This is a genomic window from Paenibacillus sp. NEAU-GSW1 (assembly GCF_009737085.1).
Taxonomy (GTDB): Bacteria; Bacillota; Bacilli; order Paenibacillales; family Paenibacillaceae; genus Pristimantibacillus.
The window spans coordinates 1-12,864 of record NZ_WOVL01000006.1; the positions used below are offsets into that span (position 1 = coordinate 1).

Annotated in this window: 15 protein-coding genes; 4 read left to right on the plus strand and 11 right to left on the minus strand. The window is 52.7% G+C overall.

Features of this window, described 5'->3' with window-relative positions; all coding sequences use genetic code 11:
* The 8 genes from GOM71_RS05370 to GOM71_RS05405 form a co-directional block, all read right to left on the minus strand.
* Positions 1–268, minus strand: a 268-nt coding sequence (locus GOM71_RS05370) for a transposase (protein WP_173275254.1), incomplete at its 3' end; no start/stop codon positions are given.
* Between the two features lie 327 nt (positions 269–595).
* On the minus strand, positions 596–2,065 hold the full coding sequence (locus GOM71_RS05375; RefSeq protein ID WP_156278741.1) for a putative amidoligase domain-containing protein: 1,470 nt from the start codon (positions 2,063–2,065) through the stop codon (positions 596–598).
* Between the two features lie 300 nt (positions 2,066–2,365).
* Positions 2,366–2,929, minus strand: a complete 564-nt coding sequence (locus tag GOM71_RS05380) for an outer spore coat protein CotE (protein ID WP_156278742.1) — start codon at positions 2,927–2,929, stop codon at positions 2,366–2,368.
* A 107-nt stretch (positions 2,930–3,036) separates the two neighbouring features.
* A complete protein-coding gene (locus GOM71_RS05385; RefSeq protein WP_156278743.1) occupies positions 3,037–4,005 on the minus strand; it encodes an aromatic acid exporter family protein in 969 nt (322 codons plus the stop codon).
* Between the two features lie 70 nt (positions 4,006–4,075).
* Positions 4,076–4,900, minus strand: coding sequence for an ABC transporter permease (locus GOM71_RS05390; RefSeq protein WP_156278744.1), 825 nt, complete (start codon positions 4,898–4,900; stop codon positions 4,076–4,078).
* On the minus strand, positions 4,893–5,690 hold the full coding sequence (locus GOM71_RS05395) for an ABC transporter ATP-binding protein (RefSeq protein WP_156278745.1): 798 nt from the start codon (positions 5,688–5,690) through the stop codon (positions 4,893–4,895). Before GOM71_RS05395 ends, GOM71_RS05390 begins: the two co-directional genes overlap by 8 nt.
* A gap of 18 nt (positions 5,691–5,708) precedes the next feature.
* Positions 5,709–6,722 (minus strand): ABC transporter substrate-binding protein, encoded by a 1,014-nt coding sequence (locus tag GOM71_RS05400; RefSeq protein WP_156278746.1) that lies wholly within the window; start codon positions 6,720–6,722, stop codon positions 5,709–5,711.
* A gap of 212 nt (positions 6,723–6,934) precedes the next feature.
* Complete coding sequence (locus tag GOM71_RS05405; RefSeq protein WP_156278747.1) at positions 6,935–8,449, minus strand: carboxypeptidase M32; 1,515 nt, start codon at positions 8,447–8,449, stop codon at positions 6,935–6,937.
* Positions 8,450–8,577: 128 nt separating this feature from the next.
* On the opposite strand from GOM71_RS05405, the gene GOM71_RS05410 reads away from it, so the two are divergent.
* Both GOM71_RS05410 and GOM71_RS05415 read left to right on the plus strand, forming a co-directional pair.
* Positions 8,578–8,919, plus strand: a complete 342-nt coding sequence (locus GOM71_RS05410) for an iron-sulfur cluster biosynthesis family protein (RefSeq protein ID WP_253944718.1) — start codon at positions 8,578–8,580, stop codon at positions 8,917–8,919.
* Positions 8,920–8,945: 26 nt separating this feature from the next.
* Complete coding sequence (locus GOM71_RS05415; RefSeq protein ID WP_156278748.1) at positions 8,946–9,515, plus strand: beta-class carbonic anhydrase; 570 nt, start codon at positions 8,946–8,948, stop codon at positions 9,513–9,515.
* A gap of 76 nt (positions 9,516–9,591) precedes the next feature.
* Here the strand turns inward: GOM71_RS05415 and GOM71_RS05420 are convergent, their stop codons facing one another.
* Positions 9,592–10,134 carry a DUF309 domain-containing protein gene (locus tag GOM71_RS05420; RefSeq protein WP_367649473.1) on the minus strand — a complete coding sequence of 181 codons (543 nt, stop codon included), beginning with the start codon at positions 10,132–10,134 and terminating at the stop codon, positions 9,592–9,594.
* Positions 10,135–10,246: 112 nt separating this feature from the next.
* Here GOM71_RS05420 and GOM71_RS05425 point away from each other — a divergent pair, with 112 nt between their 5' ends.
* On the plus strand, positions 10,247–10,666 hold the full coding sequence (locus GOM71_RS05425) for a hypothetical protein (protein WP_156278749.1): 420 nt from the start codon (positions 10,247–10,249) through the stop codon (positions 10,664–10,666).
* Positions 10,666–10,947: a YxcD family protein gene (locus tag GOM71_RS05430; protein WP_156278750.1), complete on the plus strand. Its 282-nt coding sequence runs from the start codon at positions 10,666–10,668 to the stop codon at positions 10,945–10,947. The genes GOM71_RS05425 and GOM71_RS05430 overlap by 1 nt, the downstream gene beginning before the upstream one ends.
* Positions 10,948–11,048: 101 nt before the next feature.
* Here the strand turns inward: GOM71_RS05430 and GOM71_RS05435 are convergent, their stop codons facing one another.
* Complete coding sequence (locus tag GOM71_RS05435; protein WP_156278751.1) at positions 11,049–12,281, minus strand: beta-ketoacyl-[acyl-carrier-protein] synthase family protein; 1,233 nt, start codon at positions 12,279–12,281, stop codon at positions 11,049–11,051.
* The gene (locus GOM71_RS05440; protein WP_156278752.1) at positions 12,268–12,858 is read right to left on the minus strand and encodes an SRPBCC family protein; all 591 of its coding nucleotides are present in this window, start codon (positions 12,856–12,858) and stop codon (positions 12,268–12,270) included. The genes GOM71_RS05435 and GOM71_RS05440 overlap by 14 nt, the downstream gene beginning before the upstream one ends.
* Positions 12,859–12,864: the final 6 nt, after the last annotated feature.

Genomic DNA, 12,864 nt, shown 5'->3' on the forward strand with positions numbered 1-12,864 from the left:
CAAGCCACATGAACATGATGTTTTCACGAACCGCTTTCGCGATTTGGCGAGAAGAGTAAATGCGCTGTGTGTAGGCATAGATGATGACTTTCATGAGCATCTTGGGGTGATAGCTATCCCGGCCACCCCCGGGATAAGCTTTCGTGAAGAGATTCATATCTAAACGATTGACTGCGTCGTTGATGACGCGAACGAGATGATTTTCGGGGATATCTTCCTGCAAGTCCATTGGCCAGGACAGCTGATCCATGGTATATTCTTTATACATAAGAAGCCTCTCTTTACTTAGAATGGGTGGGTGGTACCTCCATTTTAACAAGGGTTGGCTTCTTTTTGTTTGAGCAATTTATGAACAGGTTAAGGGTAGACGGAGCATTTAAATGATTCTGGAGAAGCGTCAGCGTTCGTTTTTGTGAAGGGATCCCAACCTTACCTCGTTGATTCAAAGGAATCCCTGAGCAATGGCGATCGGAAGAACATTTAAATGAGCAGTATACTGTTTAACCCAGATAAAAAAAGGGGTATCCCATCGTCATTTTAATGACTTATGGGACAGCCCCTGATCAGTCTAGGTGACAGTGAACAATGCGTAGAATTACCGCGTCAGAGGGATCCTCCATTTGAGGCGGAAGTCCGCCCGCTCATCCCAGGTTGTGCCGCGCCGCGCCGCATCGAACAAAGGCTCGATATATGGCGCGAGCTCGCCATAGCTTGGCGTTGCCGCTAGCGCTGCGGCGACGCCATCAAGACAGCCGACGAGTTCGGTGCGATCACCGGCATAGAAAGCTTCGACATACCGCTCTTCCAAAGCCGGGATGTGTGTAAGTGTTAACGTTTCGCGAGCGCATAAAAGCGCCAGAGCGAACGCCGCTTTAGCTGCTGCCGGAGAAACGAGCCAGCTTGGCAGTGTGCGGTATTCGAAGCCGCCGTGCGGCTGCAGTCGAAAATCGCCAAGCACGCCGTAACGGGGACGACGCCCTCGTCCGGCGGGATCTTCTACTAACGCCAGCGGAAGTGCAGCATAGCTATCTAGCAACCGCAACAGCCGCGCGGACAAAGGCACACCGCTTATGTGAATATGCCCGCCGAGCGCCAAGCCTGGAACGGGCATTGCGCCTGCAGCCCAGCGAAGCGTGGGATCGCTTATACGAGACAAGGCGCGAAACAGCAATTGACGCACATGGTCCGCGAGTAAAGCCGGATGCTCGGCAGGCTCCGGGCGCAGCTCAGCTACAGGATAAACTATTCTGCGTCCAATCCTTAGCGCATCGCTTCCTGCCGCCCCGCCAGTCCCTTCTCCTAAAAAGCGCGAAGCCGATGCAATTCGTCCATCAGGACGCACCAGAACGAATTCCGGATCCGCGCCAATTTTAATGCCGCCGGATCGCTTGAACGCATTGTCAGCTGCAACTTGCTGGGCAAAGTGTCGCAGCGCATTGACTATCGTGGCGCTTCCGCATATCGCAGCGCTCAAAGGACGCGCATTACGCACTGCTGCTCGACCATCTGCACCTAAAGCGACTTCAGCCTCGCCAATGTCGAGCCCGATTGCGTACAGTCCGCTCGTCGCTGCCTTGACGACTCGCCGCAGAGCCGCATCTTCCGGCCACTGTATATTATTCCCGCTAGTCCGCTTCGAGCGTACTAATGCCTCATCGTAATATCGTCCTAGCGGTCTAGTCATGGAAGCGGAAAGCGGCCTTCCATGTCGATCAATTCGCGTGATCGCAAGAGGTTCCAAATGAAATAGGACGACGCGATAAATTCGCTCGTCCTCTCTGGCTTCACGCGCCAAACCCGCGAATTGCCAGCGTCTCTCTTTCTCGGCAGCTTTCATAGCAGCAGCTTGTGCCGCACCTTCATTTACGAGCAGCACGCCCCGGAATCGTGACGGATCGAATGGTTTCAGGTGCGTCATGACGACTACTGCATCCCCCGGCACAACTTGCCTATAATCGCCAAATGAACTCCCCGAGGATTCAACTATTGTTCTGTTTAGCGTCGGGTCCACGCTTACCCGCTCGAGCCGTTCATAACGGCCATTCCATATCCATGTCGCAGCCATCGCCGCCACCCTCTTACTTAGCCGATATCCGCCATATTCTAACTCAAACGCCACATACAGCCTACAGCCTCACAATAACGGAAAAAAGTTCCGTTATTCCACCCGCTTTAGCTGCTTCACGCCAAATAGCGGAACTTTCTTTAACTTTCTTCCGCTATTCTCACGCCTACTCGCCAAAATCCACTAACCTTACCTCGCGCCGCCCGAGCGCTAACAGCCCAATTAAACAAAAAGAGGGCTTTCGCCCTCGAATTTGCCGCATAAGCAGCATAAAGTAAAGTACAACAGCGGAACCGAGAATTAGATTTCGTCATCCAAAAGTTCAGGATCCAAATCCTCGTAGTCGCCATCGCCGAGATTGAAATCAAGGTCTTTGACATCCAGGCCGTCCGCACCGCCCGGGAATACAGCAACAAACACCTTCGTCTCGGCAATCATTTCCACCGCATATTCGCGTTCAACGCGAATCGTTACGCCAGTGCCGCTGCTCGAGATGTTCGCCTCGATGCAGTTTGGCTCTTGGATCGCCTCGGCCGACACTTCCTCCGTGGATGCGCGATGCCGCGGGTCTACATAAGACAGCGGAACATGCTCAACATAATGTACGGATTCTTTTGCTACGTCCGTTTGCGAGTTTTTACTGTACGAATACCAAATGTTGACATCGTAAGTACCGATTACCTCAATGCCGTCGCCCGATCGAACCGCTTCATATTGATGGTTGATAATCCATGCGCCCAAAATGCTGGTCGGATGATGAGGCGGGGTTACGGTATGGGTTACAGTGGAAAACTTACGACCTTTGCCGCAGACAGCTTTCGTTATTATTTCTCTGGCTTGAAGCTGTTTATCTGCAATAGTCATCGATTTAACCTCCTCCATACAATCATTCATTTAAAGTGTATGCAGGACATTCGTCTAGGGTGACTGTTTCTTTTCCCGCGCCGCAACGAATTTTTTCCCTCTTTATTCTATGTCTGCCCCTGGTCCAAAATAACTTTTCTTTTTTTCAGCTTTTTTGCCACATCCAAATAGCGTTCCAGCTCATGCATCAGCTTTAACAAAGCGGCTCGCACTTCAAACTCTTCTCGTGTCCGGGGCAGCTCCGTAGCCTTAAATCGCTGCTCTAACGACAGCAGTTTCTTTTCCGTCAGCCCGGTATACACTTCGGACTTTACGTCCTCGGACAGCTGCTCCATCAGCTCAGCGATCAAATCATTCTGCGGCCAGCGCTCGAATACGAACGCGAGCTCCACAAGCATTTGCTGGATGAGCTCCAGCTGCTGCCGCCTCATTTCGAAATAATTGAGCCAATACAGCTCCTGCCCCCAAAGCCGGTTTTCCCGGTTCAGCACCGACCTGCGCGCGCCCTCCTCGATCGCTTCATGGGCTTCAAGAAGCTCGCTGCCGTTCCAAATATGAGAAGGATCGCGAAGCGTCAGCGCCATCTCGGAAAATATCGTATCGAACCGCAGTTCGACATAGTCCTTTAACCCCTCCAGCAGATGCTTGTCCTTTGGCATGTAAATCAAATTAATGACGGTAGCCCAGCCCAGACCGGCGAACAGAAGCATAATCTCGTTGCCGATTATATCGGCGGTTACCTCTTCTCTGCCGAACAAATGAAAAACAATTACCGCGCTGGTCACAATGCCGTCCTTCAGCTGGAAACGGGAGAGCACCGGGAATGTAATCAGAATAAACAAAGCAACTGCCCATATATGAAAGCCGAACACCGTAAAAATGAGCGAGGCGAAAAAAAGTCCCAGCACCGAAGCGACAAACCGGACTAAAGCGCTTCTCAGCCCTTTCAGCCGGCTCACTTCAACGCCGAGAATCGCAAGAATGCCGGCGCCGAGCGGCGGTTCCAGTCCGAAATAGACTGCTGTGTAGATCGCCGCAATCGTCGCCAAAGCTGTTTTTATAATTCGAATCCCCATACGTCCAAATACCTCATTTGAATGATAAAATGGCAAGATTTTGCGAAGCAACTAAATCTTCAAGACCATCCTACCGTTCTCTCCAGCCATTCGTCAACTTTCGCTCAAGCGCAGCAACGAGTTGATACATGACGGTAGCGACCGCCGCGATGACTAGCAAGCTCGACAGCACGAGCGTAAAGTTAAACACTTGAAAACCGTATATGATTAAGTAGCCAAGGCCAAGCTTTGCTACGAGAAACTCCCCTACGATAACGCCAACCCACGCCAGACCGACATTGACTTTTAAAGCGGATATAATGACCGGGAAGGATGCGGGCAAAATAACGAGCCGAAACAGCTGCGCCCTGCTCGCCCCGAACAGCCTCACAACCTTGATGTATCCTTCTTCGATCTCTCGGAACCGGTTATATATATTAATCGTCGTAATGATCACCGTAACCGACAACGTAACGGCAACGATGGACATGAACCCTGGCCCGAGTCCAACAATAAATATAGGGCCGAGCGCCACCTTTGGCATACTGTTCAGTACGACTAAATACGGATCGAACACGCGCGATAAAAACGGAAACCACCATAGCGCGGCCGCTAGCGCCGTCCCTAGCAAGGTGCCGAGCGCAAAGCCGAGCGCAGTTTCCGATACTGTCATGCCGATATGCGGCCAAAGCGAGCCGTCCGCCATCGTCCGCCATAGCTGCCGCAGCAGCTTGGTCGGGTAACTGAACAGCAGCGGATCAATCCAACGGTTGCGTCCTGCCGCCTCCCAAAGCGAGACAAAAAGAACAAGAATCGCAATCTGCGTTGCGCCGACAGCTGCCGTCAGCCGCTTTGCTCTTCTTTTGAACCGGATGTGAAGCTCTGCCATCCAATCCGCGCGCTTGCCCTCACTCATCGCCCGCCAAACCTCCTTCCGCAGCGTCAAGCTCTGCCCACAATCGGTCAAATACCGATTGGAAGCCAGGCAGCCTGCGTGCTTCCATCGGTGAAGCCGCGCGAATGTCGTCCGGCACGACGAGCTCGGCAACGATGCGTCCGGGGTTCGCGGCAAGCACGATAACCCGGTCGCTCATCGCGGCCGCCTCCGCCAAATCATGCGTGACAAGCACCGCTGTTTTGCCAAGCTTGCGCAGCGTCTGCTGCACTAAATCCTCAAGCTGCAGCTTAATGTGCAAATCAAGCGCCGAGAAAGGCTCATCAAGCAGCAGCACATCCGGCTCCGTCGCCAATGTCCGCGCAAGCGCTACCCGCTGCCGCATGCCGCCGGACAACTCATGCGGATAGCGGCTGCCGGAGCCCGGCAGCCCTAGATCCGCAAGCAGGCCGTCAACCTTTTTTAGCGATAATGACGACTTCGTTCCGTTAATCTCCAGACCAAGCGCGGCATTGTCGCGAATCGTCCGCCACGGAAACAAAAAATCCTGCTGCAGCATATATCCGACTTTCGTCGATGGCCCCGACACCGCCTCTCCGCCAAGCATGACGTTCCCGCGCGTAGGCGGAATCAATCCCGCAAGCATGCTTAGAATCGTCGTTTTGCCGCAGCCGCTTGGGCCAACCAGGCTGACGAATTCACCGCTTTGCACGGAAAGTTCAAGCTCCTCGACGGCAAGCGATGCGCCTTTGTCGTTGACATAGACATGAGAGACGCCGAGCAGCTCCAGCATCCGATTTCCGTCAGCCATTGCAGCACCTCCAATGCCTTATTTGCCAGCCGATTCGATCGCTTTTTCCGCGAACGTATTGTTCACGATTTTATCGTGACCCGTTTTTTCTTTCAGCTCGCCTGCAGTTGTCATTACATCAAGCAAATTGTTCCATTCGCCCTCGTCGATGATCGGATCTGTCGCATAAGAGCCTTGCTGTTTATAACGGTCGATCGAGCTGATCAAAATGTCCTTATCGACGTTCTCGAAATAAGGAGCAACGACTTCGGCAATCGTCGCAGCATCGTTTTGCTCAACCCACAGCTGCGCCTTATGGACAGCGTTCGTAAACTTTTGAACTGTCGATTTGTTTTTATCAATAAAGCTTTGCTTCGTCATAAATACGGTGTAAGGCAAATGTCCGCTTTCAACGCCAAACGATGCGACAACGTGGCCTTTGCCTTCTTTTTCGAAGATGGATGCCGTCGGTTCGAACAATTGCACATATTCGCCTGTTCCGGAAGCAAAAGCAGCCGAAATGTTGGCGAATTCAATGTTCTGAATCAGCTCGAGATCCTTATGCGGATCAATGCCGTGCTTTTTAATTGCAAACTCACCGGCCATTTGCGGCATGCCGCCTTTTCTTTGTCCGAGGAAAACAGTCCCTTTCAGCTTATTCCAATCAAAATTGTCGTCCGCTTCGCGAGCGACAAGGAATGTGCCGTCCGTTTGCGTTAATTGCGCGAAGTTGATAACCGGATCATCCGCACCTTGCTGATAGACGTAAATCGAAGTTTCCGATCCTACAAGCGCCACGTCGATCACGCCGGACAACAGCGCTGTCATCGTCTTATCGCCGCCCGCTGTCGTCGTTAATTCAATGTCGAGTCCTTCTTCAGCGAAAAAGCCTTTCTCGATCGCCACATATTGCGGCGCATAGAACAGTGAACGCGTCACCTCGCCGATTTTCACCTTCGTTTTCTCTCCGCCGCCGTTGCCGCAGCCGGCCAATACAGCCGTTGTCAGCAAGACAAAAGAGAGCAGCAGCCCCATCCACACCCGTTTGCCCATGTCCATTCCTCCCGTTGCATTCTTTTGTTAGTTGGTACTCCAGCCTATGCACGGGCGCGCCCAGAGGTGATTAAGTCTCCGTTGGGGATCCGCTGTTATCGGTTCCTGCCGTTCTTCGTTCCATACCTTCGATAACAAATCCGCGGAAATTTAAAAAAGAACATCAAAAAAGCTGTCCTCCGCCAGGGACAGCTTTTTCTCAAATCCAACTATTAAAGCTTATAAATCTCCTTATACTTGTTCTCCAAGTAATTCACCAGATGCTGCGGATCGAGCGGTTTGCCGGTAATGCTGCGGATCAGCTCCGACGGCGTTCTCATCTTGCCGTATTTATAAATTCGCTCCGACAGCCAATCCTTGATCGGATGAAGCTCGCCGCGGCCGACCAGCTCCCAGAAGCCCGGCAGCTCTTTCTCCATCGTATCGGCGATTTGTGCCGCGTACATGTTGCCGAGCGAATATGACGGGAAATAGCCGAACATGCCGCCGGACCAGTGCACGTCTTGCAGAACGCCTTCTGCATCCGAAGGCGGTGTAACACCCAAATATTCCTTATACTTGTCATTCCAGACAGCAGGCAAATCAGCCGCTTTCACGCCTTCATTGAAAATGAGCTTCTCAATCTCGTAACGAATAATGATGTGCAAATTATAAGTAAGTTCGTCTGCTTCAATACGGATCAGCGAAGGCTGAACGACGTTAATGCCGCGATAAAACTGCTCGACTGGAACGTTCAGCTGCCCGGGGAATCGCTGCTGCAAATCGCCGTAATACCGCTGCCAGAACGGCTTGCTGCGGCCGATTACGTTTTCCCAGAATCGCGATTGCGACTCATGGATGCCCATCGATGTGCCTGTGCACAGCGTAGTGCCGATCAGCTCAGGCCTAATATTTTGCTCATACAGCGCATGGCCGCCTTCGTGGATTGTTCCGAACAGCGCGCTTGTCACATCGTCTTCCAAATATCGTGTCGTAATCCGCACGTCCCCCGGATTAAGACCGGTAGCAAACGGATGTACGCTCTCGTCCAGCCGGCCCGCTTCAAAATCGTAGCCCATCTGATTCAAAATAAATTTGCTGTAATCCTTTTGCGCTTCTTTATCGTAAATTTGCCGCAGGAAGGATGTATCCGGCTGATGCGGCGAAGCGGCAATCGCAGCTGCAAGCGGAACCAGCTGCTCGCGAAGCCCGCCAAATACGCGGTCGAGCTCGGCGGTCGTCATGCCCGGCTCATACTGATCGAGCAGCGTGTCATATCGGGTAGCTTTCGCGCCCCAAAGATCAATAAATTGCTGCTGATAGCCGATGACTTTCTCTAGGAAAGGCTGGAAGCTTGCAAAGTCGTTATTCGCCTTCGCTTCCTCCCATTTATTTTCCGTCTGCGCTGCAAGAACGACATATTCCTGATAAAGCTTTTGCGGAATTTTTACACTGCGATCATAGTCTATGCGAGTTTCGGTTACGAGCCGCTGTTCGATCTCGGAAAGCTCGGCATATGTTCCCGTTTCCTCAAGAGCCGTCAGCCACTCGCCCAGCTCCGGCGATGTCGACAGCTTGAACATATCGCCAGACAGCATGCCGATCGCCTCCGAACGAGAATCCATTCCTTTGCGCGGCGCGCCTGTCCTCAAATCCCAATACAAGACGCCAAGGGCCTCTTCATAGCTTTTCACTTTGCGAACATTTTCCAAAAATAACGGAAGCGTTTTATCCATATGTACAGTCATCGCCCAACCGCCTCTCTCTATCATTTGTTGTTATATTTTCTAACATGAACTTTTCTTCCTATCTTGATCTTACCTGCAACTAGTCGTATAATCAACTTTAGCTGTTTGGCCCCGGTGGTCGCAATTGCTTGAAAGCGAGGACTATTTCGATGCATATTTCATTCTCTAAAGCAGCTGTTGCCTACTTGTCGCCCTATCTGTCTAGCGGCGAGAAGCAATTAAAGCTGCTGCATGACACCGAAGGCTGCGGATGCGTTATGAGCGGTGTTCCCGCCCTTCAGCTCGTTCAGGAATCGACGGTTGACGATCGAATGGCGGAAGGCGATCCTTTCCCTTTTCTATACGAGCCTCGGCATGAAGTTTTTTTCGAGCCTGAGCTGCGCATCGATTATAGCTCGGATCGCAATGCGTTTAGCTTGAAGAGCGACAGCCAAATCTATACGCTGAATCTTCGTTTCATTAAGTCTTAGTCAGGATCTGGAGGAGAGAGATAACTATGAATAAACTGGAGCAAGTACTTAGCCACAATAGCACATTTGTAGAAAACAAAAGCTATGAGCAATATCTCACCACAAAATTCCCGGATCGCCGGATGGTTATCGTCACTTGTATGGACGCTCGCCTGACCGAGCTGCTTCCTAAAGCGATGAATTTGAAAAACGGCGACGCTAAAATTATTAAAAGCGCAGGCGGCATCGTTACTCAGCCATTCGGCAACCTGATGCGCAGCGTGCTTGTCGCCGTGTACGAGCTCAAAGCGGACGAGGTGTTCGTTATCGGCCATCACGATTGCGGCATGACGGGCATTAATCCGGAAACCGTAATCGGTCATATGATCGAACGCGGTATTCCGCAACAAACGATTGCTACGCTTCGCAATTCCGGCGTTGATCTTAACCGCTGGCTGACTGGCTTCGACAACTTGAAGGAAAGCGTGGAGAAGAGCGTCAGCATCGTGCGCAATCATCCGCTTCTGCCCTCCAACGTGCCGGTTCACGGCTTGACGATCCACCCGGATACCGGCGCGCTTGACTTGGTTGTTAACGGATATAATCAGCTGCGCTAAGTATAAACGGCTGAAGCCATCTAGTGGCGGCAACAGCAATCGTTTCGCGCAATAACAAAAGGAGCCTCCGCAAGCGCTAGACAGCGCCGGGACGGCTCCTTTTTTTCAACTCCGCAGCTGCCGCTCTTGCGGCAATGACATCGCTGCGGTCGCGAAGCTTATGACGATGGATGACAGATTCGGCAATGTCGGTCGATGATACTCCCCAGACGAGTCCGTATTCCCCGCATAATCGCCGGCATTCCGTTTCTACTTCCGGATCGACGATCTTTAAATCGAGCTCTTCGTACTCGACGGCTTTATTCGCAATCAGTCGCTCCTGCCGATTTTGCAGCTTTGCGAGCAGCATGGCTCCGTCCAGCCCTAACGAAGCCAGACCCGACGGGTTGAGCCGTTTCAGCGCATTCGCATATATTTTACGCGCGCCTGCAGAATTGCCCCGCCGTAAATGATAATGGCCGACAGCCAGCTGGATCAGGCCAACCCACAACTCCGAACGCGGATCATCCGGGTGCTCCTTCCAATACTCCTCGAGCAGCTCATGGCATTCAAAAAAATCACGAGTCGCATGGTATTCCAGCAAATATCGGAAATATGCATTAGGATAGCGTTCAATCACGACACGTTCCCCCCGCAAATGCAAATATTTTTGAAACCTTTGTTAATAATAGCCGTAAAAGAAAAGGATAGCAATGAATGCACCACACAATTCGCTAGGAGGAGAAGTTGCAATGAAGAAGGGGTTACTTGTAATGCTCATTATGACGCTGTTTCTGACGCTCGGTTTCGGCCAGGTAGCAGATGCGGCGAAACGAGGCGGCGGCTTCAAATCGCCGAAGCAAAGCTACACGCAAACGCCAAAGAAATCGGCTTCCGACGATGTCAGCAAGACAAGTTCCGGAACGAAAGCAGGCACAGCCGGTACGGCGGCGGCTACGAAGAAAAGCTTTGGCAGCAGCTTTATGAAAGGGATGCTGGTCGGCGGCTTGGCAGGCTTAATGTTTGGCAGCTTGTTTAGCGGTATGGGCGCACTCGGACAAGTATTTGGCTTTTTGATCAATTTGATCGCAATCGCAGCACTCGTCATGATTATTGTCGCTGCCTTTAAATATATCCGCAATCGCAAACCGGATACGCGGAGACCGTATTAATGATCCGCATTTATACGGACGAAATTATTAACGCCGTTTGCCTTCACATGGCAGATCGCCGCGGCGTGAAACCTCAAGATGTGGAAGTACAGCTTTCATGGGAAGAGGAATACGGCTTCACCGCAGAAGTTTGGGTTAACGGGCGCAGTCAGTATTTAATTGAGGCGAATTTGCTCGAAGCGATCGAGCAGTACATGTACACGCAGTACAATCGCCGCGTGTTCCGCTCCAACATTAAACTGGATGCGGACGAGGAATTTTGGGCCGATATTGCCGAATGATAAAACCGGCTATCAGAATGATTTGGAGATCATAACGTTAAAAAGGGCAACCGCCCGACAGCCGAATGATTCGGCTGCCGAAACGGTTGCCCTTTTTTTTGCTATGCGCGTTTAAATGCAAGCACGCCGTTCACGCCACCGAAGCCGTACGAGTTCGACACGGCCGCTTCTGCCCTGGTTTGTCTGGCGTGCCGCGCGACGAGATCAATATCAGCGGCAGGATCGGGCTCGTCGAGATTGGTAGTCGGCGGGAGCCACTCATGATACAGCGACAGAAGCGTAATAGCCGCCTCTATCGCGCCTGATGCGCCGAGCGGATGGCCGTACAAGCCCTTCGTTCCGCTTACGGCGACCGGACGGCTGCCGAACACGCTGCGAATTACGATTGATTCCGTTACATCGTTAAGCAGCGTCGAAGAGCCGTGCGCATTGACATAGCCAATGTCGCCTGGCGACAGTTCCGCACTGGCCAGCGCCATCCTCAGCGCTCTTGCCGCCTGTGCCCCGTCCGGGAGCGGCGCGCTCATATGGTAAGCGTCATTCGTCAACCCGAAGCCTGCCGCTTCACCGTAAATAACGGCGCCCCTTGCACGTGCATGATGCTCGGCTTCAATTACGAGAACTGCCGCTCCCTCGCCCATGACGAAGCCGTCGCGGTCGCGGTCAAACGGCCGGCTTGCGCTGGAAGGCCGTTCATTGCGCGTCGACATTGCCCGAAGCATATCGAAGGCGCCAAACGATAGAGGCGCTAGCGGAGCTTCCGAGCCGCCTGCGAGCATAACGTCGGCCTCCCCGCGCTTGATTGCTTGCAGCGCGCGGCCGATTGCCACTGCGCCGGATGCGCACGACATTGCGTTCGTCTCGTTCGGTCCGTTGAAGCCAAACTCCATCGCCAGGTTGCATGAAGCCGCCCCGCCGAACACCGAAAAGCCAAGCGTCGGCGATACGGAGCGAAAGCCGCCGTTGTAAAACTGGCCGCATTGCTCTTCAGCGAATGCGATGCCGCCGAGCGCGCTTCCCATAAAAATGCCTGCCCGCTCTGGCTCGACGCTATCCGCCGCTAGTCCGGCATCCTGAAGCGCCAATCGTCCGCTCGCTACAGCCAGCTGTGAGAACCGATCCATGCGATGCGCTCTTTTTTTGTCCATATAGTCCTCGGCTCGAAAATCTGGAATTTGTGCGGCAATTCGGCTTCGCAGTCCTTCTGGAGTAAAACGGTCAATCGCCTTTACAGCGCTATTCCCCTGCCGAACGCCCTCCCACATCGCAGACACGCCATTGCCGATCGGAGTTACGCACCCGATTCCGGTTACGACCGCTCTAATGTTGCCCATATAGTGTCGATGCCTCCTTTGTCCATTCCGAATTCTCGATTGGTTCTCTATACTCGTTAACCTCCGTATGCTCCGCGAGCCTGACCTTACGGTCGCTTATCGCCAATAGCTCCGCATGCTCGGCATGACGCTTTAGTCCTTGCAGCGTCCGCTGCGCGATGGCATGTACGAACAGTCTGCCGATAATACCGGCGGCCAGCCTGCGGCCGAAAGGCGGCTGGCGCCAACGGTGAACGATGGATACGATGACGGAATTATCTTGACTGGCATCTTCCCTCTCGAGCCGCCATTCTACCTCCATTCCGCGCGTTACCCCCCGCACATGCAAGTATTTTACCAACCGGCGCGACTCGTTCACTTCCATTTGGCTTGTCCATCGTACAGGCCATCTGAGCCGATTGAACGGCCTTACCGCTGCCATCTCGACGAGTCCGTTGTTCTTGCTGCTGTCTCCTTGCCTAAAAGTTACGCTCCGGTAATGCGACAGCAGCTCCGGCCAGCTTTCCACCTGTTTGGCAAACTGGAATGCGGTATCTGCCGAACATTGCATTGTAATTTCGTTATAGGTGCGCATCATCAATTG

What these genes read in the sequence shown, in the direction of transcription:
- GOM71_RS05375 (WP_156278741.1), bottom strand. Translation starts at nt 2,065, where the DNA reads ATGGCTGCGACATGGATATGGAATGGCCGTTATGAACGGCTCGAGCGG.
- GOM71_RS05380 (WP_156278742.1), bottom strand. Translation starts at nt 2,929, where the DNA reads ATGACTATTGCAGATAAACAGCTTCAAGCCAGAGAAATAATAACGAAA.
- GOM71_RS05385 (WP_156278743.1), bottom strand. Translation starts at nt 4,005, where the DNA reads ATGGGGATTCGAATTATAAAAACAGCTTTGGCGACGATTGCGGCGATC.
- GOM71_RS05390 (WP_156278744.1), bottom strand. Translation starts at nt 4,900, where the DNA reads ATGAGTGAGGGCAAGCGCGCGGATTGGATGGCAGAGCTTCACATCCGG.
- GOM71_RS05395 (WP_156278745.1), bottom strand. Translation starts at nt 5,690, where the DNA reads ATGGCTGACGGAAATCGGATGCTGGAGCTGCTCGGCGTCTCTCATGTC.
- GOM71_RS05400 (WP_156278746.1), bottom strand. Translation starts at nt 6,722, where the DNA reads ATGGGCAAACGGGTGTGGATGGGGCTGCTGCTCTCTTTTGTCTTGCTG.
- GOM71_RS05405 (WP_156278747.1), bottom strand. Translation starts at nt 8,449, where the DNA reads ATGACTGTACATATGGATAAAACGCTTCCGTTATTTTTGGAAAATGTT.
- GOM71_RS05415 (WP_156278748.1), top strand. Translation starts at nt 8,946, where the DNA reads ATGAATAAACTGGAGCAAGTACTTAGCCACAATAGCACATTTGTAGAA.
- GOM71_RS05425 (WP_156278749.1), top strand. Translation starts at nt 10,247, where the DNA reads ATGAAGAAGGGGTTACTTGTAATGCTCATTATGACGCTGTTTCTGACG.
- GOM71_RS05430 (WP_156278750.1), top strand. Translation starts at nt 10,666, where the DNA reads ATGATCCGCATTTATACGGACGAAATTATTAACGCCGTTTGCCTTCAC.
- GOM71_RS05435 (WP_156278751.1), bottom strand. Translation starts at nt 12,281, where the DNA reads ATGGGCAACATTAGAGCGGTCGTAACCGGAATCGGGTGCGTAACTCCG.
- GOM71_RS05440 (WP_156278752.1), bottom strand. Translation starts at nt 12,858, where the DNA reads ATGATGCGCACCTATAACGAAATTACAATGCAATGTTCGGCAGATACC.